This is a genomic window from Amycolatopsis roodepoortensis, assembly GCF_014873915.1.
Taxonomy (GTDB): domain Bacteria; phylum Actinomycetota; class Actinomycetes; order Mycobacteriales; family Pseudonocardiaceae; genus Amycolatopsis; species Amycolatopsis roodepoortensis.
On sequence record NZ_JADBEJ010000004.1, the window covers coordinates 607,742 to 634,253 of the forward strand.

Genomic DNA, 26,512 nt, shown 5'->3' on the forward strand with positions numbered 1-26,512 from the left:
CCCGACCTCTCGTTCGCTTTACCTGTTACCGGAAGTCCACCTTACTCGAAGTAGGTTACCTTCGGTAGAGTGTTGTGGTGACGACGGCGAAGCGCAAACGCATGCCACGAGCAGAGCGGATGCGGCAGATGATCGAAATCGCTGAAGAGGTCTTCGCCGAACGCGGCTACAGCGCGGCGTCGATGGACGACATCGCGGAACGCGTCGGGGTCTCCAAGCCGATGCTCTACGAGTACTTCAACTCGAAAGAGGGACTGCTGCTGGCCTGCATCCAGCAGTCGCGGGCGGCACTGCGCGAGGTCACCGAACGGGCGACCGTCGGCGCGACGTCCGCCGAGGACGCGCTGCGGCGCGGACTGCTCGCCTTCTTCGTCTTCATCCGGGAGCGACGGCAGGCCTGGTCGCTGCTCCGCCACGAGATGGCCCTGATCGGGACCGGCGCCGCCGACGAGATCGAGCAGACCCGGCGACAGCAGACCGACCTGATCGCCGCACTGATGGGTGACTACTTCGACGCGGGGGACGACCTCCGCGCCGAGGCGTCCGCGGAGTTCGTCGTCGGGGCGTGCGAGCGGCTCGCGATCTGGTGCGAACGGCACGAGGACGTCAGCCCCGAGACGGCCACCGGATACGCCATGGATGTGCTCTGGTCAGGCCTGTCCGCGCGGGCCCGCTGAAACGACTGTGAAGATGCTCGTGCATTAGGCCATTCGGTCGTCACTCAGAGCACATTGCCGCCAGTGTCTTGTGACACAGAGTTGTCCTACTGTATCGATGACACTGTAGAAAGTCTGATGGACAGTCGCGGCCTCCGCCAGGAGGGGGCGCCACCACCCGAAAGTGGCGTCATGACGGCGGCGTGACCGAGTCCATTGAGTGACGCATGCTCGCGAGGAGAGGGGTGAGGCGGATGACCGAACCGATCACCGCGTCGTACGTCCAGGAGGACGGCGACTGGAAGATAACGGTCAGCGGCTCCGGCAAGGAACTGACCGGTCGCGCGCCGGGCATCATCGCGGCACGGGACCGGGCCGACCAGCTGGTCGAGAAGCTGTCCCCGCCGGAACATTCGACGGTGGTGCACCTGCTCAACGGCAGTGCGCTCGAGTTCACCGCCGCCTACATGACGGCGAGGCTCACGCTTCCGGAGATCGAGCCGCTCGAGGTTCCTCCGCCGGCGAACGGCAAAGCCAAGGAGAAGGCCGCCAAGCCGCCGGTGCCGCAGGGCAAGGAGCTCCCGAAGGCCGTTGACGAGGCGAAGTCCAAGGAGAAGGCCGAGCCCGCCAAGACACCCGCCAAGGCGGCCCAGACCTCCTGAGACCTACTTCAGGAGTTTGCGGATCAGCAGCACGCCGATCAGCACGGCCCCGCCGATGAGCGGGTACTTCACCTTGGGCTCGTCCAGCTTCGCGCGCAGACCGGTCTTCGCGGAATCCACCAGCTTCGCGGGGTTCGCCTTCGTGCCCAGCTGGTCGAGCGTGGCGACCAGCGCGTTCCTGGCCTGCTCGATCTCACGCTCGATGGTCTCGGGATCGCGAGCCACGTGTCCTCCTCGCCGCGACGGACTTGCTGGAAGCCCACGTTAGAGGACGCCACCCCGTACCGTGGCACCGGCCACGCCGAGAAACGCGGATCGTGTCGCACGCTACGATTTCGGGGCAGTACTGGGGGCCCGTAGCCCAATTGGCAGAGGCACACGGTTTAGGTCCGTGCCAGTGAGAGTTCGAGTCTCTCCGGGCCCACCCAACCTGTTCGAGACACTTGGCCTCAGCGTGCGGTGGCCACCCGGCGAGCTGCTTCGACCAGTGCCTCGGCCGCCCGGCCCGCACGCTTGAACTCGTCGACCGTGGCCGGGGTGTGGCTGTAGCCCGCCTTGGTCTTCAGTTTGAGCAAGGCTCTCAGGTGCTTCGCGATGTCCTTGTCGGCCCGAGCCAGCAAACCGATCGCTTCGTCGTGGTTCTCACCCTGCGCGTGTTCGCCCAACGTCGGCGATGTCCTCGTGCTCGTCGGCGAGTTCACGGATCATGTCCGCCGCATCGTTGAACTGGGTCGCCTTGTGCAGCCGCCCTCGCTGAACGCTCGCGTCGCATTTCCTGATCCGCACGTCAGCCATTTCTCTTTCGCAGATGACCGGCCAGCCACGCCCGGCTCCCGGCCACGGTCAGCCCATCTCGTGCCACGTCACGCAGAACAGCCTCGTCGTACGCCCTGCCGGCGAGTTCGGCTTCGGTGAACTCCAGAGGACGGGTGTCATTGCCGGTCCAGCGGGTCACCTCGACCGCCAATTCATCGACCTGTGTTTCCCAACGGTCGGCGTCGGCGTCTTCGGGCCGGATCAACAGCAGGTCCACATCGCTGTCCTCCGTCGCCTCCCCGCGTGCCACCGAGCCGAATACCGCGGCGTACACCGGCGGGACCTGCCAAGACTCCAGACGGTCCTCGATGCGCTCCAGGAGGGTCTTCCGCACCTGGGCGAGCGCGACGATGTGCTCCGCAGCGAGGTGATCGCGGTTGAGCCGGTAGGTGAAGGCGTTGCCGACCCGGTCGGACTCCACGACGCCCTGCTTCACCAGGCGCCGCAGCACCTTGCGAATCCCCTCCTCCGAATGCCTGGCCAGTAGGCGATGCAACTGCCCTGTCGTGAAAATGCCGTCATGGCCGGCGAGGGCGGCGAGCACGTCGCCGTCGAGCGTTGGGGTGACCGTCATCAACGGCCGACTCAAGTCCACTGCCTGACTCCCGAGAACGACAACTATAGTACCGGATTGCCAACTATAGTACATATACCTGTCTTATAATAAAGGGAGCTGCCGGAAACCGGTTCACCGCGCCCGGTCGTAGACCAGCGCCATCTCCCCCAGCTCCCCGACCTCCTGATAAGCCAGCGCCCACTTCGACGCGGGCAGGCCGTCGGCGAACAGCCGCTGCCCGCCGCCGGTGATCTCGGGGCAGATCATCAGGTACAACCGGTCGATCAGGTCGTCGGCGAGCAGTGCCTTGATGACGCTGGCGCTGCTGTTGACCAGGATGTCGCCTTCCCCGTCCGCCTTCAGGTCGGTGATGACGTCAGCGACGGGAGCGTTCACGACGCGGGCGCGGTCCCAGGGCGCTTCGGTCAGGGTCGTGGAGAAGACGACTTTTTCGGCGTCCACCAGCCACTTCGCGTAGGCGCGGTCGCGCGGGTCGGCGTTCTCGTCGGCGGCGATGGTCGGCCAGAAGCCCAGGAAGCCCTCGGCGTTCAGCCTGCCGAGAACCGCGGTGGTCGCCGTCTCGTGGATACGCGCGAGGTGTGCGCGGGCGACGTCGGTGGTGGCGTACGAGACGATCGCGCCCAGGTCACCTGGGCCGCCGGGGCCGCTGTAGTGACCGTCGAGGGTGAGGCTGATGTTCGCGGTGACGCGGCGGCCGGTCGGGTTCGTCATGTCGTTCAGTCCTTTTCCTGGGTGAGCTGAGCTGCGAGGTTGTCGAGCACCTGACCCCAGCCGGTTTCGATGCCGGCGATGAAGGGGACCGCTTCGACGGTCGTTTCGGTGATGCGAAGGTCGAGCCGGAGCCGAGTTCCACCCGCCGCCTCGGTGAACTTCAGGTCGTAGTGACCGGTGAAGAAGGTGTCCCCCTTGGCGTCCAGCACCGAGAGGTCGAATTCGAGGTGTTCGGGTTCGGTCGCGGCGCGGACCTCGCCCATGGAGCGGTATCGCCCTTCCGCGTCGCGGTAGTCGAGTACGGCCCGTCCCCCGGCCCGCGGCTCGATGACGCAGTCGGTGACGGTCATCGAAGGCGGCGCCCACCAGGACGCGAGCAGCGCCGGTTCGGTCCAATGCCGCCAGACGGCGTCCGGTGGCGCGGCGAGCAGACGGTCGAACGTGAACGCCCGGCCGTCCGCCCACCGATCCTGGTTCGCGGATGCGGTGTCCGCGGAGATCGCGGCCTGATAGCGCGCGAGGACGTCTCGCTCGCCTTCGTTCGCCTCGATGGTGGCGATCAGCGCCCGCAGCCGTCCTTCGAAGTCCTTCAGCGGGCCCGCTTCGACGGCGTAGACCCGGCGCTGCCCCAGCGGGAAGACCGTCACGAGGCCGGCGCGGGCGAGGGTCTGCAGGTGCTTCGTGGTCTGCGGCTGCCGCAGGCCGGTCAGCTCGGCGAGTTCACCGACGGATCTCGGCCGCTCGGCGAGAAGCTCGACGATGCGCCGCCTGGCTCCGTCTCCCAGTGCCGCTGCGATCTGCTCCATGCCGAGAAGTATTCACTTGGCAGAATATTCTTGTCAAGGAATATCTTTGGGATGGAACTCCAGGAGACTTCGCTCCTCGGTCAGCGTGTTGACGGAGTCGAAGACCAGACCGTGCGCGGCGGCGAGGTCGCGAAGTTCGTCGAGGCGTCGCTCGCGGCCGCCGTAGAGCACGAGCATGACCAGGTCCCACTCGGTCTGGGCCCCGAGCCCGCCGACCGCCTCGATGACGAGGACCCGGCCGCCGGGCCCGGCCGCCTCCGCGCAGCGCGCCAAGATGCGGTGGGCGTGCTCGTCGTCCCAGTCGTGAAGGATGTCGGAGAGCAGGTACGCGTCCGCGCCTGCCGGGAGCGGATCGAAGAAGCTGCCCGCGGTGACCTCGACACGGCCTTCGAGGCCCTGCGCGCGCAGTTCCCGTTCCGCGGCCGCGGCGGTCGGCGCGAGGTCGACGAGCCGGCCGCGCATCGAGGGGTTGGCCTTCAGGATCGCGGCGAGCAGGCTGCCATGACCCCCGCCGACGTCGACGAGCGTGCCGAAGCGGGACCAGTCGAATCCGGCGACGAATCGCGGCACCTGCGTCAGGAACCGCTGGGTCATCTGACGGTCGAAGGTCTCCCGGAGGTGGGGGTGCTCGGCGAGATCGGTCCAGAAGTCCTTGCCGTAGCGGCGGATGTAGCCCGCCTCGCCGGTGGCGATGCTGTGCGCGAGTTCGATGAACGCCAGTTCGCCCCGCCCGCCGGCGGCGTTCATGTCCAGGAGCCCGGCGAGCCCGTTTCCGGCGTCGGCGCGGAGTTTCGCGCCGTACTCGGTGGTGCGGTAGCCGTCCGGCGTCGCCTCGACGACGCCGAGGGTCGCGAGATGTCCGAGCAACAGGCCGAGGGCGAGCGGGGATTGGCCCAGCTCCGCCGCCAGATCGTCGACGGCCGAGCCGGGCCCGGACAACCTGTCCGGCAGCCCCAAGGTCACCGCGACCCGCAGCGCCATCGGCGTCGCGAGCCCGGCCAGCCGGAGGAATTCCTGTCTGTCCTTGTCACTCATGGGGTCAGCGTGCGTCCGGTGAGGCCCGCGTTCTCCACGGCCTCGACATAGCTCCGCGCGACGTCGGCCGCCGGGGTGCCGCCTTCCGGCTCGCCGAGCGCGGCGAGGGTTTCGCTCACCCAGCCGGGGCTGACGGCGTTGACCCGGATGCCGCGCGGCAGTTCGCGCGCGGCCGCGGCGACGAACGCTTCGAGACCGGCGTTGGTCAGGACGCCGAAAGCGCTGCCGCGCAACGTCTCCGGGATCCGGCCGGCGGTCAAGGTGACCGAGCCGCCGTCCGGCAGATGCGGGATCGCGCGCCGCAGCAGGAAGACCTGACCGAGCAGTTTTCCTTGCAGCCCCCGGGTGAACTCTTCGTCGGTACCGCCGTCGACCGGCACCAGCGAGCCGCTCCCCGCACAACACACGACGTGCTCGATCCCCGGCTCGGTGGCGAAGAGCGCGTCGAACGTGGCGGGCTGCTCGACGTCCACCTTGATCTCACCGGAGCGGGACGCGGGGAGCACGGTGTGCCCGCGCGCGGTGAGTGCCGACGAGACGGCGGCTCCGATCGTCCCGGTGGCACCGATCACGAGGATCTTCATCGGCGTCTTTCCCTTCAAGGTCGAGTGAGTGGTTCGGTTTCGTAAGCCCGGTGCAGCGCCGTGACGAACGACGGCGCTTCCGGCAGGGGCGTCGTGCCGATCCGGCGGACCGCGATCCCCGGTGTCCACGAGTTCATGACCACCGCGCCCGCGAGCCCCGGCAATGCGGCGAGCGTGACCTCCTGGACCCGTTGCGGCACACCGAGCGCCCCCAGCCGCCGCTGGACGACGCCCATCGTGGTCCCCGCCAGCAGGTCGGCGTCCGGCCACACCACCGTATCGCCGTCCCAGAACGCGAGGTTCCAGATCGTCGCCTCGCTCAGCCTGCCCCGGCGGTCGACGAACGCCGCGTCGTCGAACCCTTCGCCGACGGCCTGCCGCCGGTAGTACGTCTTCGCCATCTCGCCGGTGTGTTTGAAGGCGGGGAGGGCGCGCTCGTGTTCCACGGCCGTCAATGCCAGCGGCCCCGCCGGACCGGACGCCGGCGGCCGGGTGCGCACCAGGACTTCGAGGTCACCCGGTAGGTGGATCGTCACGGTGAGGGAGACGTCCGCCGGGCCGGATTTCAGTGCCTCGCGCATATACGAACGGATCCGGTCGTCGGGCAGGGCGTCGCCGAACAGCTCCAGCGAGGCGGTGCGGAGCCGGTCCAGGTGCAGGTCGAGACCGCGCACCCGGCCGTCCCGCACCTGCATGGCCGTGAAGTGCGCGAAACCGGCGAAGGCGAGCGGCGCCAGCTCTTCGGCGGTCGCAGTCCGGCCGTTCAGCTGCGCGACATGAGGACTCATGCCCGCACCGTAATCCGGTTGCGGGCGCCGTGTCCCGGCGGAAGGATCCCGCGGGTGTCCGCATCGCGTACCGAGCTGTCGCGCTGGCAGTTCGATCTGACCTGGTCGTTGTTCGATTACCACCTCGCCGATCTCGAACCGGCGGACTTCCGCTGGGAGCCCTCCGCCCGGTGCTGGACGATCCGGCCGGACGGCACCCCGGACTGGGCCGACACCGAACCCGACCCGATCCCGGTCCCCACGATCGCCTGGCTCACCTGGCATATCGGCTGGTGGTGGAGTGTCGCGCTGGATCACGCGAACGGTCGAACTCCGCGCGAGCGCGAGGAAATCACCTGGCCCGGCGAGGATTCCACCATCGAGTGGCTGCGCGGTCTTCGCGAGGAATGGCTGGCGGTGCTGGACCGGTTGACCGACACCGACCTGGACGCACCCTCCGCCTATCCGTGGGGCGAGGACGCCGGGTTGACCTTCGCCCACACAGTCGCCTGGGTGAACTCCGAACTGATGAAGAACGTCTCGGAGATCGGGCAACTCAGGTTGCAGCGGCGCGCGGCGTGATGCCGGGAACGGACTTCAGCTCTCCCAGGAGCATCGAACTGACGTCGACCGGATAGTCGTCGAGCGCGTACACCGTCCCGGCGAGTTCGACGCGGACCGGGGTTTTTCCCTTGTGCGCCAGCAAAGTCCGCTTCAGTTCGAGGATCGCGTCCTCGGTCAGCCGCTCGGCGGTCGCGTGCAGCGTCAGCGGCGGCTCCCCGTCGCCCGCCGCGGAGAGATCGAGCGGCACGAGACCGCCGCCGAACACCGACATCTTGTCCTCCCGCCAGTTCACCCGGCCGCTGACGCGGACGGCGCCGTCCTCGGCGAGATCCGCCGCGAACAGCGCGTACGCCTTGGGAAAGAACAGCACTTCGAGCGCGGCGTCCAGATCCTCGATCGTGCAGATCGCCCACGGCTCACCCTTCTTGTTCACCCGCCGCTCCAGTGACGTGACGATCCCGGCGACGACCAGTTCACCCTCGCGCGGCGGGTTGTCGAGGATCGCCGCGATCGGCCGGGGCGCGTGCGCCCGCAGGACGTGCTCGGCGCCGTCGAGCGGATGCGCGGACACGTACAGCCCGAGCATCTCCCGTTCGTGCGCGAGCAATTCCTTGCGCGGCCACTCCTCGACGCCGAGCTTGAGGTGCGCGAGCGGCGAGGTGCCGTCGTCGCTCTCCTCACCCGGACCGAAGAGGTCGAACTGCCCCATCGCCTGCTTGCGCTTCAGTGGCACCACGGCGTCCACCGCGTCCTCGTGCACCCGCTGGATCGAAAGCCGCGTATGCCCGAGCGAATCGAACGCGCCGGCCTTGGCCAGGGATTCGATGACGCGTTTGTTGCAGGCCACCAGTTCCGACTTGTCGAGGAAGTCGGTGAACGACGCGTACTTCCCCTTCTCCCGCCTCGTCTTGATGATCGAGTCGACGACGTTCGCGCCGACGTTGCGCACCGCGCCCAGCCCGAACCGGATCGCGTCCCCCACCGCGGAGAACCGGAGCCCCGATTCGTTGATGTCCGGCGGCAGCACCTTGATCCCCAGCCGACGGCATTCCGACAGGTAGACCGCCGACTTGTCCTTGTTGTCCCCCACCGAAGTCAGCAGGCCCGCCATGTATTCGGCCGGGTAATTCGCCTTCAGATACGCGGTCCAATAGCCGACCAGGCCGTAGCCGGCGGCGTGGGACTTGTTGAACGCGTAGCCGGCGAACGGCAGGATCGCGTCCCAGAGCGCCTGCACGGCCTCGCGCGAGAAGCCGTTGGCGACCATGCCGTCGCGGAAGCCCTCGAACTCCTTCTCCAGTACCTCTTTCTTCTTCTTGCCCATCGCCTTGCGCAGCACGTCGGCGCGCCCCATCGAGTAGCCCGCGACGTCCCGCGCGATCCGCATGATCTGTTCCTGGTACACGATCAGGCCGTGCGTCTCGGCCAGGATCTCGCGCAGCGGCACGGCGAGCTCGGGATGGATCGACTCGATCGGCTGCCTGCCGTTCTTGCGGTCCGCGTAGTTGTTGTGCGTGTTCATCGCGATCGGCCCCGGCCGGTACAACGCGTTCACCGCGATGATGTCGCCGAATCCGGTCGGTTTCAGCCTGCGCAGCAGATCCCGCATCGCGCCGCCGTCGAGCTGGAAGACACCGAGGCTGTCGCCGCGGGCGAGCAGTTCGTAGGTCGCCGGATCCTCGACGCCGAGCGTGTCGAGATCGATCTCCTCGCCGCGGTTGGCCTTGATGTTGTCGAGCGCGTCACCGATGACGGTGAGGTTCCGCAGGCCGAGGAAGTCCATCTTCAGCAGGCCGATGGCCTCGCACGACGGATAGTCCCAGCCGGTGATGACCGCGCCGTCGTCCCGCCGCCACAAGGGGATCGCATCGAGCAGCGGTTCACTCGACATGATGACGGCGCAGGCGTGGACGCCGGCGTTGCGGATCAGGCCTTCGAGCCCGCGCGCGGTCTCGAAGATCTTGGCCGCCTCGCCGTCGCCTTCCAGCAGGGCGCGGACTTCCGCGGCTTCGGCGTACCGCTCGTGGTCCGGCTCGACGATCCCGGCGAGCGGGATGTCCTTCGCCGCGACGGGTGGCGGGAGTGCTTTCGAGATCCGGTCCGCGATCGCGTACCCGCTCTGTCCATAGTGGACGCGTGCGGCGTCCTTGATGGCCGCCTTCGTCTTGATGGTGCCGAAGGTGATCACCTGGGCGACGTGCTCGGCGCCGTACTTGTCGGTGGCGTACCGGATCATCTCGCCGCGGCGCCGGTCGTCGAAGTCCATGTCGATGTCCGGCATGGAGACCCGCTCCGGGTTGAGGAACCGTTCGAAGAGCAGCCCGAGGTCGATCGGGTCGAGATTGGTGATGCCGAGCGCGTACGCCACGAGCGAGCCCGCCGCCGAGCCGCGGCCCGGCCCGACGCGGATGCCGACGCGGCGCGCGTGGTTCATCAGGTCGGCGGTGATCAGGAAGTACGCCGGGAAGCCCTTTTCGGCGATCACGCCGATCTCGAAGTCGGCGCGGGCGAAGTACGCCTCGGGAACACCGTCCGGCAGACGGCGGCGCAGCCCGGCCGCGACCTCTTCGCGCAGCCAGGACTCCTCGTCGTGCCCGTCGGGAACCTCGAAGACCGGCATGCGATCGACGTGCCGGTAGACGTCGTCGTAGGGCTCGATCCGTTCGGCGATGAGCAGCGTGGAGTCCGCCGCGCCAGGGACCTCCGTGTCCCAGTACTCCCGCATCTCCTCCGCGGACTTGAGGTAGTAGCCGTCGCCGTCGAACTTGAATCGGCCGGGGTCGTCGAGGGTCTTGCCGGACTGGACGCACAGCAGCGCCGAATGCGCGGCGGCCTTGTCCCGTGTGACGTAATGCGAATCGTTGGTGGCCAAGGGTTTCAGCCCGAGCCTGCGGCCGATGTCCAGCAACCCGTCCCGCACGGACCGTTCGATCGGGAGCCCGTGGTCCATCAGTTCGAGGAAGAAGTCGTCCGCGCCGAAGATGTCGCGGTAGTCCGACGCCGCCTGGATCGCCTCGCCGGGCTGCCCGAGCCGGAGCCTGGTCTGCACCTCGCCCGACGGGCATCCGGTGGTGGCGATGATGCCTTCGTGGTGCCGGGCGAGAAGTTCACGGTCCATCCGGGGTTTGCGGTAGTAACCCTCCAGGCTGGCCAGCGAAGACAGCTTGAACAGGTTCCGCAACCCGGTCGCGTTCTCCGCCAGCAAGGTCATATGCGTGTAGGCGCCGCCACCGGAGACGTCGCCGCCGTCGCCGCGCCGTCCCCAGGTCACCGGTTTCTTGTGGAAACGGGACTCCGGCGCGAGGTAGGCCTCGATGCCGATCACCGGTTTGAGTCCCGCCTGGACGGACTGCCGGTAGAACTCGTCCGCGCCGTACATGTTCCCGTGGTCGGTCATGCCCACCGCGGGCATGCCCAGCCGCTGGGCCTCGGCGAACAGGGGCGCGATCTTGGCCGCGCCGTCGAGCATCGAGTACTCGGTATGAACGTGCAGGTGCACGAAGGAGTCCACCGGCCACTCCCCACGGTTGTACGATTCCGGTCCGACGCGGCGATTGGACCGTTGGTGTGCCGGTGTTGTCCAACAAGCGACACGCGTCCGTCGACAACCAGAAGTTGTAGGGAGGCACAGTGGAGCTGGATCTCGGCGCGGTGCGCGCGTTCGTCGCGGTGGCCGACGACCGGTACTTCAGCGAGGCGGCGATCCGGCTGGAGATCAGCCAGCAGGCGATCTCCAAACGCGTCGCGAAGCTGGAGTCGGATCTCGGCGTGCGACTGCTGTCACGGACACGCGGCGGGGCCGAGCCGACCGAAGACGGCGAGGAGTTCCTCACCCACGCCCGCGCGCTGATCAGCCTCGCGGACCAGGCCGTCGAACGCCTCCACGGCAGGCGGCGGGCGCTGCGCGTCGACGTCCTCGGCACGCGGCTGGCGACCATGGAGGTCATCCGGGCGTTCCACTCCGAACACGACGACGAACTGGAGCTCGTCACGCCCGGGCTGGGCGCGGACCGCCGGTCCCTGCTGCCCGAGTCCGTCGATGCCGCCTTCGCCCGCGTCAGCACCGTGCCGTCCCCGGGGATCGGCCGCACGCCCGCCTATCTGGAACCGGCGAACCTGCTGGTCGGGCGACGGCATCCGTTCGCACGGCGGCGCCGGGTCGCGATGGCGGAGCTGGCCGGCCTGACGGCGTGGATGCCCTACAACGCGCGGGCCAGCGAATGGGCGGAGTTCTGGCAGGAACTGTGCCCGGAGTTCGGCATCCTGGTCGACACCGACGGCCCGAACTTCGGGCTCGAACACCACATCGAGGTGCTGAGCGAGTCGACGGACCGGCTGGGTTTCGTCGGCGCGAAGATGCACGTGCCGTGGCATCCGGACGTCGTCCAGATCCCGCTCGTCGACCCGACGCCGGTGTATCCGTTCTCCCTGCTGTGGCGGCTGGAGAACCGGCACCCGACCCTGCGGCTGCTGATCGAGCACGTCCGCTCCGCGTACCGGCCGTTCGATGCGGAGCGGCAGTGGCTCCCGGTGTCGGACCGGGAGGCGATGAGCGCGGCCGACAACTGTCCTTTGTGGCCGGACAAAGCACTGTCTTGACGGGCCACGGATCGGGATCTACTCTTCTCCCTTCAGACAGGCACAGACGAAGAGCCACTGTCAGCGGTCTTCGTCGTGTCTGTTTTTTTGTGTCGGATCGCTGACAGCCAGCGCAGAAAGTTGGCGGTCCATGAGTTCATCGACGCTCAGCCCGACAGGCTCGATCTCGAACGTTTCCCAGGTGGCGGCGCTGATCAACAGCCTCTCGAGGTTGCCGCGCAAGGCGAATCTGCTGTGGTATCTCGTGCTGGGCGGCCTCTTCCTGGACGCCTACTCCAACGCCGCGCTCGGCGCCGGCCTGTCGCCGATGATCAAGGAACTCGGCCTCAGCTCCACCCAGGTCGGCGTGCTGACCGCGACCGCGCCCGCGGTCGCCATCCTGTTCAACCCGATCGGCGGCTGGCTGGCCGCCCGGATCGGACGCGTCAAGCCGCTCATCGCCGCCAAGGCGATCGCGGCGATCGGCGCCGTGCTGACGGCGACGGCGGGCGGCTTCGGCGAGGTGTGGTTCGGTCGCGGCCTGGTCGGTGTCGCCTACGGCATCGACTTCGCGGTCGCGATGGCCATGCTGGCCGAGTACACCCCCGCGAAACTGCGCGGACGGCTCAACCTCTGGCAGTCCGTCTGGTACGTCGCCACCACCGTGAACCTGGGGCTGACGCTGGTGTTCTTCCACCTCGACGCCGGGGCGGGGATCTGGCGATGCTCCGTCGGCTCGGCCGGTGTCTTCGCGATCGTGCTGCTGGTCCTGCAGATGATGTTCCTCGTCGAGAGCCCGTCGTGGCTCGCGGCCAAGGGCAGGCTCGCCGAAGCCGCGGTCAGCCTCCGCCGGATCTACGGTTTCCAGGTGACCCCGGGGACCAGCAGCGGGCCGGATCCCGCCACGGAACAGAAGATCGGGTTCCGGCACGCGGGGGTGCTGTTCCGCAAGCCGTATCTGCCGCGGACCTTCCTGTCCACGGCGATCTCGCTGACGCAGTCGATGCAGTACTTCGCCGTCGGGTGGTACCTGCCGGTGATCAGCCTGGCGATCTTCGGCCAGGCGTTCCAGACCGCGACCCTCGGTTCGATGATCTTCAACATCGCCGGGATCATCGGCGGCGCGCTCTCGGCGTACGTCGGCAGGAAGATCGGGCTCCGGACGAGTTCCGCCATCGGTTACGCCTTCGCGTTCGCCATCCTGCTGGTGATGGGGCTGGGCTTCGGGAAACTGCCCATCGCCGTCGGCTTCCTGCTCCCGTTCCTGTTCATCTTCTTCCACTCGGCAGGCCCGGGCGCGAACGGCAAGTCGATCGCGGCGCTGTCCTACCGCAGCGACATCCGCACGCTCGGCACCGGCGTGACCGGGATGCTCGGCAGCTTCGGCAGTGTCATCGGGCTGTACGTGTTCCCGCAGATCAAGGAGGCGATGGGCCTGGGGCCGACGATCGCCCTGCTCGCGGTGGTGCCGTTCCTCGGCCTGGTCTCGTGCCTGATCGTGCGCTGGGATCCCACCCGCAGCGGGATCGACCCCGACGACGAGACGATCGACCTCAAGCTCAGGGGCGCCTGATGCGGCGCGGGATCCTGGCGGTCGACGAGGGTTCCACCGGCACGAGGGCGGCCGTCGTCGGCGAGGACGGCCGGAGCGGCCCCTCCTTCTACACCTCCATCGACGTGAGCCACCCCGAACCGGCGCAGGTCGAACAGGACGCCATGCAGCTGCTGGACCGGACACTCGACGTCGCCCGTCAAGCGGTGGCGTGGGCGGCCGAGAACGGCGTGGAGATCGCGGGCATGTCGATCTGCACCCAGCGGGCGACGGCCGTCCTGTGGGACCGGGAGACCGGACGCCCGCTGGCCCCCGCCGTGGTGTGGCAGGACAGCCGTTACGCCGCGGAGCTGGCGCAGCTCGCTCCGGAGTGGGATCGGCACCTGTGGCAGGCGACCGGACGCCCGGTGGGGACACGCGCCCCGTTCCTGTGGGCGGCACGGCAACTCGAACGGCTGGACGTCCCGGCGGAGCGGGTGCTGTTCGGTTCCGTCGACACCTGGCTGGTGTGGCATCTCAGCGGCCGCGAGCGGTTCACGATCTCGGCGACCAACGCCGTCGCGTTCGGCGGGTACCGGCTACGTGAGCACGCGTGGGACCAGGAATGGCTGGCGGCACTGGGTTTTCCCGCCGAGCTGGCGCCGCCGCCGCAGGACGACGACGGCGATTACGGGTACACGGACCCGGAACTGCTCGGCATCCGCGTCCCGATCGCGGCGGTCATGGGCGATCAGCACGCCTCGCTGATCGCGCTCGGCGCGCTGTCGCCGGGCCAGGGCACCTGCGTCCACGGCACCGGCACGTTCGTCGGCGCGCTGGCCGGTGACGAACCGCCCGAGGCGGTGGGTGGCCTCGACGGCGTGCTGTGCCTGGTCGCCTGGCGTAGCCGCGGCCACAGCCGGTTCAGCCTCGAGGCCTACACCTCGACCACCGGCTCGGCCTTGCGCTGGCTCACCGAGGATCTCGGCCTGTTCACCTCGGCTGCCGAGGTCAGCGCGCTGGCCGCGACCCAGCCGAGTGGTGAGGCGACCTGGTTCGTGCCGACGCTCGCCGGGTTGCGCACGCCGGTGCTCCGGCCCGAAGCGCGGGGTGTGCTGGCCGGGCTGAGCCTGGCGACCACCCGGGAAGTCCTGGCCCGCGCGGTGATCGACGGGATCGCCCACGCGGTGAGCGACACCGTCGACGCCTTGCGGACGACCATGGACCGGCCGATGACACATCTGCGGGTGGGCGGCGGGCTGGCCGCGAGCGACGCGTTGCTCCAGAGCCAGGCCGACTTCACCGGTCTCACCATCGAGCGGGTGGCAGATTCGGCGACCGCCAGCCTGCGCGGCGCCGCCTACCTCGCCGGCACTCGACTCGGGCTGTGGCCGTCGCTGGCCGACGCGGTGGCCCACCGGCCACCGGACCGGATCTTCGAACCCGGCCTCGCCGAAACCGACCGGCTGAAACTGCGGGCGCGCTGGCAAGACGTGCTCGCCGTCTCGCTGTCGTGAAAACCCCTTGTTCTGACCGGAAAGGCTTCTCGATGTTCACACTGCCGTCCCGGCGGCCCAACGCCGTCGTCGCGGGAGCGACCCCCTCGGCGCCACTGCGGCTGGACCGTCGCACCGCGCTGACCGGACTCGACACCGGAGAGTTCGACCTGCTCGTGATCGGCGGCGGGATCACCGGCGCCTACACCGCGCTGGACGCCGTCTCCCGCGGCCTGTCGGTCGCGCTGGTCGAACGGGACGACTTCGCCTCGGGGACGTCGTCCAAATCGTCCAAGATGGTGCACGGCGGGCTGCGCTACATCGAGCAGGGCAACCTGGATCTGGTCCGGCATTCCCTGCTGGAGCGTCAGCGGTTCCGCCGCAACGCCCCGCATCTGGTGCAGCGCCTGCCCTTCCTGTTCCCCATCCTCGCGAAGGACGGCGTTTTCGACGCCAGGATCGCCCGCGCCTTCGAGAGTCTCTTGTGGACATACGACCTCGCGGGCGGCTGGCGGATCGGCAAACTGCACCAGCGGCTCACGGTCGACGAGGTGCTGGCGCACGCCCCCACGCTGCGCGCGGACCATCTGCGCGGCGGGCTGATGTACTACGACAGCCGCGCCGACGACGCCCGGCTGACCCTCGCGATCGTGCGCAGCGCGGCCCGGCTCGGCGCGGTCGTCGTCAACGGCGCCGAAGTGACCGGCCTCCGCACCGCCGGCGGACGGGTGACCGGTGCGACGGTCGAAGCCGACGGCGAGCGGATCGACGTCCGGGCCCGCGTGGTCGTCAACGCGACCGGGGTGTGGGCGGACAGCGTCGACGGCATGGCCTCCGCGGGGCACCGGCCCCAGGTGCGCCCAGCGAAGGGCGTCCACATCGTGCTGCCCTGGTCCAAGATCCGCAACGACTGCACGGTGACGGTCCCGATCCCGGGCCGGGCGAGGCGGGCGACCTGCACCCGGTGGGGTGACGTGGTCGTCGTCGGCACCACCGACACCGACTACGACGGCCCGACCGACGACGTGCACTGCACCCGCGACGAAATGGAGTTCCTGCTCGAAGGCGCCACGATCGCCTTCGACACGAAGCTCGGTCCCGAAGACGTGCTGGGCAGCTACGCGGGTCTGCGGCCGCTCGTCGGCGGTTCCGAAGGCACCACGCTCGACATGCGGCGCGATCACCACATCACCGTCGCCTCGGGCATGGTCACCGTGACCGGCGGCAAACTCACCACCAGCAGGCATATGGGCGAACTCGTCGTGGACAAGGCCCTCGGCCTGCTGGGTCGGAAAGCCCGCTGCCGCACCAAGAACCTGCCTCTGCTCGGCGGCGCCGGATACGACGCCGAGGCCACCGCGGCGACCGGCGGGATCGCCGCGCATCTCGGCGGCCGCTACGGCACCGAAGCCCGTTTCGTGAGCGAGCTCGTCGACGAGGACCCCGCACTCGGAGAGCCGCTCATCCCCGGCCAGCCGCATCTCAAGGCCGAGGTCGTGTTCGCGGCCAGGTCGGAAATGGCGCGTTCGGTGGACGACGTGCTGTCCCGGCGCACCCGGCTGCGGTTGTTCGCCAGGGACGCCTCCGCCGAGGCCGCGCCGCTCGTCGGCGAACTGCTCGGCGCCGAACTCGGGCTGTCGCAGGAGACCGTGACCGCGCAAGTGGAGGACTATCGGGCGGACGTCGCCCGGGAGAAGTCGATTCTGTTGGGAGACGACGCATGATCAGCAGCCAGGCCATCGCCCACCCGTTCAACCGGGGCAAGTACGTGGTCGGCGCGCCGACACCGCCGCGCTGGGGCGACCGCACGCCGCCCGGACGAGGCGCGGCCTCGTTGCAGACGACCACCGTCGCCGTGCCCGGCGCGCTGACCGAGTCGCTGCGGGGCGTCGCGGACGCGGTGCACACCGACCACGACGAGGTCGTGCTGCGCACCCGTGACTGGTGGGCCGGTTCGATGATCGGCGAGACCGCGGGGAATCCGGCGACCCCGGACGCGGTGATCGCCGAGGTGAGCACGGTCGAGCAGGTCCAGGCCGTGGTGCGGCTGTGCGGTGAGCACGGGGTGCCGCTGACCGTGTCCGCCGGGCGCAGCAACGTCACCGGCGCGGCGCTCCCGGTCTTCGGCGGGGTGGTGCTGGACGTCTGCGGGCTGAACCGGATCCTGTCCTTCGACGCGGACTCCCAGATCGTCGACGTGCAGGCCGGGATGTTCGGCGACCTGTTCGAAACAGAACTGCAGAAGACGCACGGTGCCACCACGGGGCACTGGCCGTCCGCGTTCGCACTGTCCACTGTGGGCGGTTGGGTGGCCTGCCGCGGCGCCGGTCAGCTCTCCACCCGCTACGGGAAGATCGAGGACATGGTCGTCGGCCTCGACGTCGTGCTGGCCGACGGCACGCTCGCGCGGTTCGGCGACTACCCGCGCGCCGCCACCGGCCCCGATCTGCGCCAGCTGTTCGTCGGTTCGGAGGGCACGCTCGGCGTGATCACCTCCGTGCGGCTGCGCACGCATCCGCTGCCCGAGTACGCCAAGGCCGTCGCCTACGGTTTCGAAACCTTCGCCGAGGGACTGGAGGCGTGCCGTCTGATCATGCAGCGCGGCGCGACCCCGGCCGCGATGCGGCTCTACGACAAGCTGGAAAGCGGAACGCATTTCGGCCTGCCGGACACCAATCTGCTGCTGATCGCCGACGAGGGCGACCCGGTGCTGGTCGACGCGATGCTCCGGGTCAGCTCCGAGGTCTGCGCGGCCACCGGGTCCGAACTGGACGGTCCGGCGCTGTTCGAGCGCTGGCTGGACGAGCGGATGCTGGTCGGCAAGTCCGCCGACGGATTCACCCCCGGCCCCGGTTTCGTCGCCGACACCCTCGAAATGGCCGGGCCGTGGTCGGCGCTGCCCGCGATCTACGACGAGGTCGTCGCCGCGATCAAGGCCGTTCCCGGCACCTTGGCCGCGTCCGCGCACCAGTCCCACGCCTACACCGACGGCGCCTGCCTGTACTTCTCGCTGCGCGGTGACGTGGAGCCGGAGAAGCGGCGGCACTGGTACCGCTCGGCGTGGGACGCGGCCAACGCCGTACTCGTGCGCCACGGTGCCGCGCTGAGCCACCACCACGGTTCCGGTCTGCTTCGCGGGCCGTATCTCGCGGACACGCTCGGCACGGGCTTCGACACCTTCGTCGCCGTGAAGCGGACCCTCGATCCGCAGGGCCTGCTCAACCCGGGGAAACTCGGGCTGCCCAGTGACTTCGGGCCGAACCCCCTTGACTCCACGAGCTGATCGACCACTGTGGACCGTATGAACGAGAGGATCACGGCGGCGTTCGCGGACGTCCCGGTCTGCGCGTCGGTGGTCGGCACCGCCAAGGTGGGCGACTTCGCGAACTCGGCGTCCCGCGTCGGCATCCTCGCGGCGGTCCCGGTCGGGCAGCTGGCCAAGATCGTGCCCGTGCTGACAGGACTGGAGAAGGTCCTCTTCGTCAACATCGATTCCTGTCCCGGCCTCGCCACCGACCGCGGCGGCGTGGACTTCCTCCAGGAGATCGGGGCGACCGGGGTGGTCAGCACCCGGGTCGCCCCGATCGAACGGGCGCGCACGTTGTCGATGCTCACGATGCACAAGGTGTTCGTCACCGACCGGTCGAATCTGAACCGCAGCCTGGAAGCGGTGAAACGCAGCCGTCCCGACCTGGTGGAACTCATGCCCGCGCCGATCATCCCCTGGATGTCGGCGCAGGCCCGTGAAGTCATGTCGCCGTTCGTGGCGGCCGGTTTCGTCACCGACCGGTCCGGGGTGGCGCATTCCCTCGCGATGGGCGCACTGGGCGCCGCGTCGTCCGATTCGGGGCTGTGGTCGCTGACCCGGTCCCAGCTGAGCGCAGGAGAAAAATGAGCTTCGTCGTGGTGGCCCGGTACGTGACCGCGCACCGGGACCGCGTCCTCGAACTACTGGAGCCGATGGCCGCCGCCTCACGGCGTGAGCCCGGATGTGTCAGCTATACCGTCCACTCCGGAACCGAGGACGGAGTGGTGGTGATCGTCGAGGAGTACGAGTCCGAACGGGACTTCACCGCGCACTGCGAGTCGGAGCACTTCCGGCGGATCGTGCTCGGCGAGGTCGTGCCGCTGCTGGCCGAACGGCAGGTCACCACCTGTGTCCCCGCCGGGAGTGCCCGGTGATGCGGGTCCGGGGCGCGGTCCTCCGCGAAGTCGGCCGCCCGCTGGAGATCGAGACGATGACGCTGGAGCCGCCCGGCCCGGGTGAGCTGCTCGTCCGGGTGCGGGCCGCCGGTCTGTGCCACTCGGATCTGTCGGTGATCGACGGCTCACGGCCCCGGCCGCTGCCGATGGTCCTGGGACACGAGGCCGCGGGCGAGGTGGTCGAGGCGGGGCAGGGCACCGGTTTCACGGCGGGTCAGCATGTCGTGTTGTCGTTCGTGCCCTCCTGCGGCGACTGCCGCCCCTGTCTCACCGGACGGCCCGCCCTGTGCGGTCCGGCGGCCGAGTCGAACCGCAACGGCACCCTGCTCGGCGGCGGTACCCGCTGGTCTTCCCCCGACGACCGGCCGGGGCACCACCTCGGCGTCTCCGCGTTCGCCGAGCACATCGTCGTCTCGGCGCGTTCGGTGGTCGCTGTCGACGACACACTGCCGTTCGACGTCGCGGCCCTCTTCGGCTGCGCGGTGCTCACCGGCGCCGGCGCCGTCTTCAACGCGACCGACGTACGGCCGGGAGACAGCGTCGCCGTGTTCGGTCTCGGTGGCGTCGGCCTCGCCGCGCTCCTCGCCGCGAAGGCCGCCGGCGCGGCGACCCTGGTGGCCGTGGACCTCGTCGCCGATAAGCGCGAGCTGGCGCTGTCCCTCGGCGCCACCCACGCACTCGAAGGCGACGTCGAGGCGATCAAGGAACTCACCGACGGCGGCGCCGATCACGCCGTCGACACCACCGGCGTGGTCGCCGCCCTGCATCAGGCGTACCGGGCGACCCGGCCGGGCGGCACCACGGTCACCGTCGGCCTTCCCCATCCCTCCGCCGAGCTCGCACTGCCCGCGCAAAGCCTGGTGGCCGAGGAAAAGACGCTGCGCGGCAGCTACCTCGGCTCGTGCGTCCCCCGGCGCGACATCCCCCGGTTCATCGCCCTGTACCAGGCCGGGCTGCTGCCCGTGGAGGCGCTGCTGACGCACCGGATCGGGCTGGAGGAGATCAACACGGGATTCGACCGGCTGCGGCGGGGCGCCGCGGTGCGGCAGGTGGTCACCTTTCCTTGATCAGGGTTCGGGAGCGATATGCCTTCGCATCTCCTTGGCGAGTCTCGCCGGGAGAGCGAGCACAACGCCTTCGAGCATTTCCCTCGCCTGCCGGGGATCACCGCAACATTCCCAGACACCGCAGCCTTCGCTGTCGACCCGAAGCCGCCGGTATGGGTTCGCGATGAACTCACGCCAGAGACGCAGCGCGGTCCGGATCGCACCGGGCCCGAGATAGTTCCGGGAGCGTTCGAGCTTGGCGAGTTCGGCGGCGAGCGCGGGCGAGAAACCCTCACCGAATTCGGCCGGGTGGCGCGGCGACAGCCCTTGGCGGACTCGCGCGGGCGATCTACGCGGCATGGCCCTTTCGGAAGTTCGTCATCTGATCATCGTGCCACGACCCGGAGGTCCGATTCGCCCTTTCGGGGCGACCCTGCACGGCTGACGCGGCTCGTCCCTACCCGTACTGTGACGACATGGCGTCTCGAAGCCCCTTTCGCTGGCTGACCCGCTGGGCCGACTGGTTCGAAGAGCGCGGCGTCTACGTCCCCGGCGAGGAAAGCCGGGCGGTCGATCCGATGCGCGATTTCGGCTGGCTGATCGTGGCCTGGGTGTCCGGTTTGGCGATCTTCATCCTGTTCTTCGCCTTCGCCGTCTGACCCCCGGCGATGTGCCACCGAGGTGACGACTGTCACTAGTCGTGTCCTTCCGATCACGGATCGGCCACGGCTGTACACCAGGTCCGCCTCAACCCGGCCTCGCCGCTCCTCTCGGCTGCGGAAGACCGTCAGTCTGGACTCTTCGGCACTAATACCTACCTCGAACGGCCCACCCGCACCGCCGACTGGAGTAACCCCACATGGCGCCCCCGCGCACCCCGAAGCTCTTGATCGCCGCCTGCTCGTTGCTGCTGGCGACCGCGTGCGGGGTTCCGGCACCGGAAAAAGGGGCCGCCGTGCTCGGCGCGGACGCTCCGGCGCAGGGCCTCGCCGCGACGCACGCGGAAGGCGACCTCGCCTTCGGTGCCCCGCACCGGTTCAAGACCGGGGTCACGATCTCCGTTTCGGCGCCGAAATCGTTCCGGCCCAGCGCGTCGGCGTACCCGCAGAGCCCGCGCGCGGTGGCCTTCGCCATCGAGGTGACGAACGCGGGCGACGGCACCTACCGGCTCTCCGGCCTGTCCGTGACGGGCGAGGTCGACGGAGAGGATTCCGCGGTCAAGCAGGTCGTCGACCCGGTGCAGGGCTACAACGGCATCGCGGACGCGGACAAGGACGTGGCGCCCGGCCGGTCGGTCCAGCTGAACCTCGCCTTCGCCGTTCCGGACCGGCCGGTGAACCTGCGCCTTCAGGTGCGGCCGAGCCCTGCGGAGCCGGTCGCCGCGAAGTACTGCGGAAAGGTCTGACGCCGCCGATTCGCTACCGTGTGCGTCATGACCGAGCAGCGACTTTCCCCCGGCGACAAAGCGCCCGACTTCACCCTCCCCGACAGTGAGGGCAACGACGTCAAGCTCAGCGACTTCCGCGGCAAGTCGGTCGTCGTGTACTTCTACCCGAACGCCGGCACGCCGGGATGCACGAAGCAGGCCTGCGACTTCCGGGACAGCCTCGCGCAGCTCAACGACGCCGGCTACCAGGTGCTCGGCATCTCGCCCGACAAGCCCGCGAAGCTCGCGAAGTTCGTCGAGGCGGAGGGGCTGACCTTCCCGCTGCTGTCCGACACCGAGAAGACCGTCCTCAAGGCGTACAGCGCCTTCGGTGAGAAGAAGAACTACGGCAAGGTCTACGAAGGCGTCATCCGCTCGACGTTTGTCGTCGACCCCGAGGGCAAGATCGCCGTGGCGCAGTACAACGTGCGCGCCACCGGCCACGTCGCGAAGCTGCTGCGGGACCTCGACCTGGCGTCCTGACGATGACGGGACTGGAGGGGCCCGCACTCAAACTGGGCGGCAGTATCGCCACGCACGCGGCGAAGTCCTGGCTGCAACGGCGGCGCAAGAAGACCGAACGCGAGTCGAGCCTCGCCGAGCTGGCGACGGACGAGCTCAAAGGTCCGCTGGAGAAACGCAAACTCGAGCACCTGGTCGAAACGATCGGCCTGCAGGTGGCCGAAGAGCTGAAGCCGGTCCTCACCGCGCGCTTTGCGTCGCTGCCCGAAAACGAGATCACCGCGGCGTTCCTCGCTGTCGAGGACACGCTCGGCAAGGTCGACCTCTCCGATGAAGCCCTCCTCGCGGACGACGCCGATCCGGAACTTCTGGCCCGACGTGTCCGCGAACAGTTCCCCGCCCGCTCGGCCCTGCTCGCCGAGCGGGCGGCGCAGCTGTACGAACTGGCGTTGGATCAGGCGTGCCGTCACCTGGTGATGGTGGTGCGGCATCTGCCGTCGTTCCAGCCGACGACGCTCGCCGAGATCTTGGGACGGCTGACCCGGCAATCGGACCAGCTGGACCAACTCCTCGCGCGGGTCCCGAAGACGAGCCTCACCGCTCCCGCCGGAACCGACCACGACGCGGAGTTCAGGACGGAGTACCTGAGCCTGCTCGCACGGAAGCTGGACCGGCTCGATCTGCTCGGGCTGACCAAGGACGACCAGCCGACGCTACCGCTGACGGTCGCCTACCTCAGCCTTTCCGTGTCGTCGGAGAGCTCGCGCCGGGATGACCGGCCGAAGGACTGGTTCGAGAAACAGTCCAGCCGCCGCGACGGGACGACCATGCGGGCGGAGAACGCGATCGGTGAAGAGCGCCGGACCCTGGTCCGCGGCGAGGCGGGTTCGGGAAAGACCACCCTGCTGAACTGGCTTGCGATCAGCGCCGCGGGCGACCGGTTCACCGGGAAGCTGTCGTCCTGGAACGGATTCGTCCCGTTCCCGATCCGGCTGCGGAGTTTCGCCTCCGGCGAGCTCCCCGGCGCCGAGCACTTCGTCGCTCACGCCGCCCCCACGTTCGCCGGGCGGGCACCCGCGAATTGGGCGGACCGCGTGCTGCGAAGCGGAAAGGCGATGATCCTGGTCGACGGCGTCGACGAGATCGAAGCGCCACGTCGCCGCAAGGTCAAGGACTGGCTCCACGAACTCGGGCTGACCTATCCGGAAGCCCGTTTCGTCGTCACCTCCCGGAGCGCGGCCGCGGACCAGCGGTGGCTGTATCAGGAAGGGTTCGGTTCCGTTCTGCTGGAACCGATGACCGCGACCGACATCCACGCGCTCGTCGGCAAATGGCACGAAGCCGCGGTTTCGGCACGCCCGGAAGAGGATCTCGACGACGCCCGGCGGCGGCTGCTGAACCAGCTGAACAATCGTCCGCATCTGCGCACGCTGGCGTCGAGCCCGTTGCTCTGCTCGATGCTGTGCGCGCTGAACTGGGCGCACCGTTCGGAACTGCCGCGTGACCGGATGGACCTGTACCGCAAGGCGTTGGCGATGCTGCTGCACCTGCGCGACACCGCGCGCAGTATCACCGTCCTGCTCACCGAACAGCAGAAACTGATCCTGCTCGGGCATCTCGCCTGGCGGCTCACCTCCAGCGGCAAGGTCGAACTGCCGAAGGACGAGGTGCTGGAGCACATCGCGTACCGGCTGCGCTGGATACCTCACGTCGACCACGACGCCGAAGAGGTACTGAACCATCTCCTCGAACGCAGCGGCGTGCTGCGGGAGCCGGTGAGCGGCCGGGTGGACTTCGTGCACCGGACCTTCCAGGAATTCCTCGCCGCGAACGAGGCCACCGAGGCACGCTATCTGGACACCCTGATCGCGAACGCGCATCGGGACACCTGGCGGGAAACCGTGATCATGGCCTGCGGTCACGCGAAGCACCACCAGGCCGACAAGCTGCTCACCGAAATCCTCGATCGCGCCGACGCCGAACAGCAGCACACCCGTCGCTTACGTTTGCTCGCGGCGGCCTGCCTGGAGACGGTCAGCAACGTCGATCCCGCCGTGATCGAGCGGGTCGAAAAGGTCATCCGGGCGCATCTCGTCCCACCGCGAGACCTCCGCGAAACCCAGTCCCTGGCGTCGGTCGGCCCCCGGCTCCTGCGCTATCTCCCGGAAACCACCGACGGCCTCAGCGAGGCGGCCGCCGCCGCGACCGTCCGGGCGGCCACGCTCACCGCGGGCGACGACGCTCTGCCGCTTCTGCGCAATTACGCCCAGGATCCCCGGGAGAAGGTTCAGAAGCAGCTCAGCGAGGCTTGGCAATACTTCGATCCGGAACGCTTCGCCGACGAAGTGCTGGCCGATTCACCTTTGCTGAACGGCAAATTCGAAGTCAACGCCGGCAGGCTGGTGCCGTACACGGGACGGCTTCGGCATCTCGACGCCTTGTCCGTCAGGCTGCCCGGCGCCGAGGAACAGTCCGACCTCAGCCTGCTGTCGGGCGTACCAGCCCTTCGGGTACTCGACCTGGACTTCGACGAAGACGCCGTGGTGGACGTGACCGCCCTGACCGACCATCCGGCGTTGACGGACGTCAGCCTGTACTTCGCCAAGAAGTACACCGGTCTGCAAGCCCTGAGTTCCTTGGCAGCGCTCGAAGAGCTGACCATCTTCCGGTCCTCGCCGTGGCGCGGCCTGGAAGTGTTCGGCCGCCTGACGCAGGTGCGTAAACTGACGCTCGATCATCTGCGCTCAGTCGCAAGTCTCGAAGCCCTCGCCGCGATGACCTCACTGACCAAGCTCAGTCTGTGGGAGTGTTCTCGTCGCGCGCTGGCCGCCGCACCTCCGATTCCCGGAGTCGACACGTTGAGCCTGCACAGCGATTTGAAGACCGGAATCACCGCGCGGTTGATCGCCGAGACGTTCCCCGCCCTGACGTACCTCGCGGCGACCAACGCCGACCTGACGGATTTGACCCCGCTGGCCGAACTTCCGCTGACGTCGCTCATTCTCTCGTCATGCGTGCTGAACGACCTCGGCCCACTCGCCTCGCATCCCACGCTTAAGACGCTCTTCATCTACGCCGACGACAAGGGGGACGCGGTCGACGTAAGGCCGTTGGCGGATCTCGACATCAGCCTCGTCGCACGACCGGAATGGCGTATAACCGGGCTCGACGAACTCGGGCCCGGCGTGAAATTGGTCAGCTAACGGCCAGCTTCCGCAGCTCGCCCACCAACGCCCGCAACGCCTTCCCCCGATGCGAAGCTTCGTCCTTTTCGGACGGTTCCAGCTCCGCCGAAGTCCGCGTCTCGCCTTCGGGAACGAAGATCGGGTCGTACCCGAATCCGTTGGTACCACGGCGTTCCCGGATCAGCGAACCGCGCCATTCCCCGCGCACCACGGTTTCGTCGCCACCAGGGACGACCAACGCGGCCGCGCAGACGAAAGCCGCGCCCATGCGCTCATCGGGCGTGTCGGACAGCTGCGCCAGCACGAGATCCAGGTTCGCCTCGTCGTCGCCGTGCTTCCCGGACCAGCGCGCCGAGAGCACGCCCGGCATGCCGTTGAGCGCGTCGACGGCGATGCCGGAATCGTCGGCGACGGCCGGGAGACCGGTCGCGGCGGCCGCGTCCTGGGCCTTCGCGAGCGCGTTGCCTTCGAAGTCCGGAGCGGTTTCGGGCGCTTCGGGGAACTCGGGGACGTCGGCGAGTCCGATGACCTCGACGCCCTCGATCCCTTCGGCGACCAGGATGCGCCGGAGCTCTCCGAGCTTCTTCGCGTTGCGGGTGGCGAGGAGCAGCTTGGTCACTTCGCGCCCTTCTTCTTGTCCGGACGCGGCTCGGGCAGTTCGCCGGGATACGGCAACGCGAGCGCCTCGGTCTGCAAACGGGTCAGTTCCTCGCAGCCCGCGAGCGCCATGTCCAGCATGGTGTCCAAAGTGGAGCGGGCGAAGGTGGCGCCCTCGCCGGTGCCCTGCACCTCGATCAGGGTGCCCGCGTCGGTGGCGACGACGTTCATGTCGACCTCCGCGCGCGAGTCCTCTTCGTAGGGCAGATCGAGGCGCACCCGGCCGTCGACGACGCCGACGCTCACCGCGGCCACCGAGGACGAAAGCGGCTGCGGGTCGGCGAGGCGGCTCGCAGCGCCGAGCCAGGTGACGGCGTCGGCGAGCGCGACGTAACCACCGGTCACCGCTGCCGTGCGGGTGCCGCCGTCGGCCTGGATGACGTCGCAGTCGATGACGATCGTGTTCTCTCCCAGCGCCGCCAGGTCGATGCAGGCGCGCAGGGACCGGCCGATCAGCCGGGAGATCTCGTGGGTGCGGCCGCCGACGCGGCCCTTGATGGATTCGCGATCGCTGCGGGTGTTGGTCGCCGACGGCAGCATCGCGTACTCGGCGGTGACCCAGCCGAGGCCGGAACCGGCCCGCCAGCGAGGCACGCCTTCGGTGACGCTCGCCGCGCACAGCACCCGGGTGTCGCCGAATTCGATCAACACCGAGCCCGCGGGCCACCGCTGGAAACCGCGGGTGATCTTGATGTCGCGAAGCTGGTCGTCGTTCCTGCCGTCTTTTCTCGCCACGGCCGCCACTCTAGA

At 68.8% G+C, this 26,512-nt stretch carries 28 protein-coding genes and 1 tRNA gene; 16 read left to right on the top strand and 13 right to left on the bottom strand.

Features of this window, described 5'->3' with window-relative positions; genetic code table 11:
• The first annotated feature begins 119 nt into the window (after positions 1-119).
• On the top strand, positions 120-677 hold the full coding sequence (locus H4W30_RS13460) for a TetR/AcrR family transcriptional regulator (protein ID WP_192744090.1): 558 nt from the start codon (positions 120-122) through the stop codon (positions 675-677).
• A gap of 233 nt (positions 678-910) precedes the next feature.
• A complete protein-coding gene (locus H4W30_RS13465; protein WP_192743154.1) occupies positions 911-1,318 on the top strand; it encodes a hypothetical protein in 408 nt (135 codons plus the stop codon).
• Positions 1,319-1,321: 3 nt separating this feature from the next.
• Here H4W30_RS13465 and H4W30_RS13470 read toward each other — a convergent pair whose 3' ends face one another.
• The gene (locus H4W30_RS13470; RefSeq protein ID WP_005165704.1) at positions 1,322-1,543 is read right to left on the bottom strand and encodes a DUF3618 domain-containing protein; all 222 of its coding nucleotides are present in this window, start codon (positions 1,541-1,543) and stop codon (positions 1,322-1,324) included.
• A gap of 125 nt (positions 1,544-1,668) precedes the next feature.
• Here H4W30_RS13470 and H4W30_RS13475 point away from each other — a divergent pair.
• Positions 1,669-1,742 (top strand) — tRNA-Leu (locus H4W30_RS13475).
• A 25-nt stretch (positions 1,743-1,767) separates the two neighbouring features.
• Here the strand turns inward: H4W30_RS13475 and H4W30_RS13480 are convergent.
• The 8 genes from H4W30_RS13480 to H4W30_RS13510 form a co-directional block, all read right to left on the bottom strand.
• Entirely contained in the window at positions 1,768-1,983 is a 216-nt protein-coding gene (locus H4W30_RS13480) for a hypothetical protein (protein WP_225949316.1), read from the bottom strand.
• Positions 1,961-2,113, bottom strand: a complete 153-nt coding sequence (locus H4W30_RS43700) for a hypothetical protein (protein WP_225949317.1) — start codon at positions 2,111-2,113, stop codon at positions 1,961-1,963. Before H4W30_RS43700 ends, H4W30_RS13480 begins: the two co-directional genes overlap by 23 nt.
• Positions 2,106-2,708 (bottom strand): nucleotidyltransferase domain-containing protein, encoded by a 603-nt coding sequence (locus tag H4W30_RS13485; RefSeq protein ID WP_225949506.1) that lies wholly within the window; start codon positions 2,706-2,708, stop codon positions 2,106-2,108. Before H4W30_RS13485 ends, H4W30_RS43700 begins: the two co-directional genes overlap by 8 nt.
• Positions 2,709-2,822: 114 nt before the next feature.
• Complete coding sequence (locus H4W30_RS13490) at positions 2,823-3,422, bottom strand: dihydrofolate reductase family protein (protein ID WP_192743156.1); 600 nt, start codon at positions 3,420-3,422, stop codon at positions 2,823-2,825.
• 5 nt (positions 3,423-3,427) lie between these two features.
• Complete coding sequence (locus H4W30_RS13495) at positions 3,428-4,228, bottom strand: metalloregulator ArsR/SmtB family transcription factor (RefSeq protein ID WP_192743157.1); 801 nt, start codon at positions 4,226-4,228, stop codon at positions 3,428-3,430.
• A 33-nt stretch (positions 4,229-4,261) separates the two neighbouring features.
• Entirely contained in the window at positions 4,262-5,263 is a 1,002-nt protein-coding gene (locus H4W30_RS13500; RefSeq protein ID WP_192743158.1) for a methyltransferase, read from the bottom strand.
• Complete coding sequence (locus H4W30_RS13505; protein WP_192743159.1) at positions 5,260-5,847, bottom strand: short chain dehydrogenase; 588 nt, start codon at positions 5,845-5,847, stop codon at positions 5,260-5,262. The genes H4W30_RS13500 and H4W30_RS13505 overlap by 4 nt, the downstream gene beginning before the upstream one ends.
• 14 nt (positions 5,848-5,861) lie before the next feature.
• Positions 5,862-6,635, bottom strand: a complete 774-nt coding sequence (locus H4W30_RS13510; RefSeq protein WP_192743160.1) for an aminotransferase class IV family protein — start codon at positions 6,633-6,635, stop codon at positions 5,862-5,864.
• A gap of 54 nt (positions 6,636-6,689) precedes the next feature.
• On the opposite strand from H4W30_RS13510, the gene H4W30_RS13515 reads away from it, so the two are divergent.
• Positions 6,690-7,196, top strand: coding sequence for a DinB family protein (locus tag H4W30_RS13515; protein ID WP_192743161.1), 507 nt, complete (start codon positions 6,690-6,692; stop codon positions 7,194-7,196).
• On the opposite strand, the gene dnaE is transcribed toward H4W30_RS13515, so the two are convergent.
• Positions 7,171-10,689, bottom strand: a complete 3,519-nt coding sequence (dnaE, locus tag H4W30_RS13520; protein ID WP_192743162.1) for a DNA polymerase III subunit alpha — start codon at positions 10,687-10,689, stop codon at positions 7,171-7,173. The two genes, H4W30_RS13515 and dnaE, sit on opposite strands and share 26 nt — an antisense overlap.
• Before the next feature lie 119 nt (positions 10,690-10,808).
• Between dnaE and H4W30_RS13525 the strand changes: the two genes are divergently transcribed.
• The 8 genes from H4W30_RS13525 to H4W30_RS13560 all read left to right on the top strand — a co-directional run bounded on the left by H4W30_RS13525 (position 10,809) and on the right by H4W30_RS13560 (position 20,053).
• On the top strand, positions 10,809-11,777 hold the full coding sequence (locus H4W30_RS13525; protein ID WP_192743163.1) for a LysR family transcriptional regulator: 969 nt from the start codon (positions 10,809-10,811) through the stop codon (positions 11,775-11,777).
• 130 nt (positions 11,778-11,907) lie between these two features.
• On the top strand, positions 11,908-13,329 hold the full coding sequence (locus tag H4W30_RS13530) for an MFS transporter (RefSeq protein WP_192743164.1): 1,422 nt from the start codon (positions 11,908-11,910) through the stop codon (positions 13,327-13,329).
• The gene (locus H4W30_RS13535; RefSeq protein ID WP_192743165.1) at positions 13,329-14,804 is read left to right on the top strand and encodes an FGGY family carbohydrate kinase; all 1,476 of its coding nucleotides are present in this window, start codon (positions 13,329-13,331) and stop codon (positions 14,802-14,804) included. The genes H4W30_RS13530 and H4W30_RS13535 overlap by 1 nt, the downstream gene beginning before the upstream one ends.
• A 32-nt stretch (positions 14,805-14,836) precedes the next feature.
• Entirely contained in the window at positions 14,837-16,507 is a 1,671-nt protein-coding gene (locus H4W30_RS13540; protein WP_192743166.1) for a glycerol-3-phosphate dehydrogenase/oxidase, read from the top strand.
• A complete protein-coding gene (locus H4W30_RS13545) occupies positions 16,504-18,066 on the top strand; it encodes an FAD-binding oxidoreductase (protein ID WP_192743167.1) in 1,563 nt (520 codons plus the stop codon). The genes H4W30_RS13540 and H4W30_RS13545 overlap by 4 nt, the downstream gene beginning before the upstream one ends.
• Positions 18,067-18,084: 18 nt before the next feature.
• Positions 18,085-18,678: a glycerol-3-phosphate responsive antiterminator gene (locus H4W30_RS13550; protein ID WP_125785062.1), complete on the top strand. Its 594-nt coding sequence runs from the start codon at positions 18,085-18,087 to the stop codon at positions 18,676-18,678.
• Positions 18,675-18,965 carry a putative quinol monooxygenase gene (locus tag H4W30_RS13555; RefSeq protein ID WP_192743168.1) on the top strand — a complete coding sequence of 97 codons (291 nt, stop codon included), beginning with the start codon at positions 18,675-18,677 and terminating at the stop codon, positions 18,963-18,965. The genes H4W30_RS13550 and H4W30_RS13555 overlap by 4 nt, the downstream gene beginning before the upstream one ends.
• A complete protein-coding gene (locus H4W30_RS13560; RefSeq protein ID WP_192744091.1) occupies positions 18,965-20,053 on the top strand; it encodes a zinc-binding dehydrogenase in 1,089 nt (362 codons plus the stop codon). The genes H4W30_RS13555 and H4W30_RS13560 overlap by 1 nt, the downstream gene beginning before the upstream one ends.
• Here H4W30_RS13560 and H4W30_RS13565 read toward each other — a convergent pair whose 3' ends face one another.
• On the bottom strand, positions 20,054-20,392 hold the full coding sequence (locus H4W30_RS13565; protein WP_192743169.1) for a hypothetical protein: 339 nt from the start codon (positions 20,390-20,392) through the stop codon (positions 20,054-20,056).
• A gap of 116 nt (positions 20,393-20,508) precedes the next feature.
• Between H4W30_RS13565 and H4W30_RS13570 the strand changes: the two genes are divergently transcribed.
• From H4W30_RS13570 to H4W30_RS13585, 4 genes are all read left to right on the top strand, one after another.
• Positions 20,509-20,691, top strand: a complete 183-nt coding sequence (locus tag H4W30_RS13570) for a hypothetical protein (protein WP_007028251.1) — start codon at positions 20,509-20,511, stop codon at positions 20,689-20,691.
• 200 nt (positions 20,692-20,891) lie between these two features.
• The gene (locus H4W30_RS13575; protein ID WP_192743170.1) at positions 20,892-21,437 is read left to right on the top strand and encodes a hypothetical protein; all 546 of its coding nucleotides are present in this window, start codon (positions 20,892-20,894) and stop codon (positions 21,435-21,437) included.
• Between the two features lie 27 nt (positions 21,438-21,464).
• Positions 21,465-21,941 (top strand): thioredoxin-dependent thiol peroxidase, encoded by a 477-nt coding sequence (gene bcp, locus H4W30_RS13580; RefSeq protein ID WP_034308781.1) that lies wholly within the window; start codon positions 21,465-21,467, stop codon positions 21,939-21,941.
• Positions 21,942-21,943: 2 nt separating this feature from the next.
• A complete protein-coding gene (locus tag H4W30_RS13585; RefSeq protein WP_192743171.1) occupies positions 21,944-25,123 on the top strand; it encodes an NACHT domain-containing protein in 3,180 nt (1,059 codons plus the stop codon).
• On the opposite strand, the gene rdgB is transcribed toward H4W30_RS13585, so the two are convergent.
• Together rdgB and rph are read right to left on the bottom strand one after the other, a co-directional pair.
• On the bottom strand, positions 25,116-25,724 hold the full coding sequence (rdgB, locus tag H4W30_RS13590) for an RdgB/HAM1 family non-canonical purine NTP pyrophosphatase (protein WP_192743172.1): 609 nt from the start codon (positions 25,722-25,724) through the stop codon (positions 25,116-25,118). The two genes, H4W30_RS13585 and rdgB, sit on opposite strands and share 8 nt — an antisense overlap.
• Positions 25,721-26,497, bottom strand: coding sequence for a ribonuclease PH (rph, locus tag H4W30_RS13595; RefSeq protein WP_192743173.1), 777 nt, complete (start codon positions 26,495-26,497; stop codon positions 25,721-25,723). Before rph ends, rdgB begins: the two co-directional genes overlap by 4 nt.
• Between the last annotated feature and the right edge of the window lie 15 nt (positions 26,498-26,512).

Excerpts from the sequence above, each read along its gene's own strand:
- H4W30_RS13560 (WP_192744091.1), top strand. The coding sequence starts at position 18,965 with ATGCGGGTCCGGGGCGCGGTCCTCCGCGAAGTCGGCCGCCCGCTGGAG.
- H4W30_RS13555 (WP_192743168.1), top strand. The coding sequence starts at position 18,675 with ATGAGCTTCGTCGTGGTGGCCCGGTACGTGACCGCGCACCGGGACCGC.
- H4W30_RS13485 (WP_225949506.1), bottom strand. The coding sequence starts at position 2,708 with ATGACGGTCACCCCAACGCTCGACGGCGACGTGCTCGCCGCCCTCGCC.
- H4W30_RS43700 (WP_225949317.1), bottom strand. The coding sequence starts at position 2,113 with ATGGCTGACGTGCGGATCAGGAAATGCGACGCGAGCGTTCAGCGAGGG.
- H4W30_RS13540 (WP_192743166.1), top strand. The coding sequence starts at position 14,837 with ATGTTCACACTGCCGTCCCGGCGGCCCAACGCCGTCGTCGCGGGAGCG.
- H4W30_RS13465 (WP_192743154.1), top strand. The coding sequence starts at position 911 with ATGACCGAACCGATCACCGCGTCGTACGTCCAGGAGGACGGCGACTGG.
- H4W30_RS13565 (WP_192743169.1), bottom strand. The coding sequence starts at position 20,392 with ATGCCGCGTAGATCGCCCGCGCGAGTCCGCCAAGGGCTGTCGCCGCGC.
- H4W30_RS13510 (WP_192743160.1), bottom strand. The coding sequence starts at position 6,635 with ATGAGTCCTCATGTCGCGCAGCTGAACGGCCGGACTGCGACCGCCGAA.
- H4W30_RS13545 (WP_192743167.1), top strand. The coding sequence starts at position 16,504 with ATGATCAGCAGCCAGGCCATCGCCCACCCGTTCAACCGGGGCAAGTAC.
- bcp (WP_034308781.1), top strand. The coding sequence starts at position 21,465 with ATGACCGAGCAGCGACTTTCCCCCGGCGACAAAGCGCCCGACTTCACC.
- H4W30_RS13460 (WP_192744090.1), top strand. The coding sequence starts at position 120 with ATGCGGCAGATGATCGAAATCGCTGAAGAGGTCTTCGCCGAACGCGGC.
- H4W30_RS13500 (WP_192743158.1), bottom strand. The coding sequence starts at position 5,263 with ATGAGTGACAAGGACAGACAGGAATTCCTCCGGCTGGCCGGGCTCGCG.
- H4W30_RS13585 (WP_192743171.1), top strand. The coding sequence starts at position 21,944 with ATGACGGGACTGGAGGGGCCCGCACTCAAACTGGGCGGCAGTATCGCC.
- H4W30_RS13570 (WP_007028251.1), top strand. The coding sequence starts at position 20,509 with ATGGCGTCTCGAAGCCCCTTTCGCTGGCTGACCCGCTGGGCCGACTGG.
- H4W30_RS13505 (WP_192743159.1), bottom strand. The coding sequence starts at position 5,847 with ATGAAGATCCTCGTGATCGGTGCCACCGGGACGATCGGAGCCGCCGTC.
- H4W30_RS13550 (WP_125785062.1), top strand. The coding sequence starts at position 18,085 with ATGAACGAGAGGATCACGGCGGCGTTCGCGGACGTCCCGGTCTGCGCG.
- H4W30_RS13575 (WP_192743170.1), top strand. The coding sequence starts at position 20,892 with ATGGCGCCCCCGCGCACCCCGAAGCTCTTGATCGCCGCCTGCTCGTTG.
- H4W30_RS13530 (WP_192743164.1), top strand. The coding sequence starts at position 11,908 with ATGAGTTCATCGACGCTCAGCCCGACAGGCTCGATCTCGAACGTTTCC.
- H4W30_RS13490 (WP_192743156.1), bottom strand. The coding sequence starts at position 3,422 with ATGACGAACCCGACCGGCCGCCGCGTCACCGCGAACATCAGCCTCACC.
- H4W30_RS13495 (WP_192743157.1), bottom strand. The coding sequence starts at position 4,228 with ATGGAGCAGATCGCAGCGGCACTGGGAGACGGAGCCAGGCGGCGCATC.
- H4W30_RS13535 (WP_192743165.1), top strand. The coding sequence starts at position 13,329 with ATGCGGCGCGGGATCCTGGCGGTCGACGAGGGTTCCACCGGCACGAGG.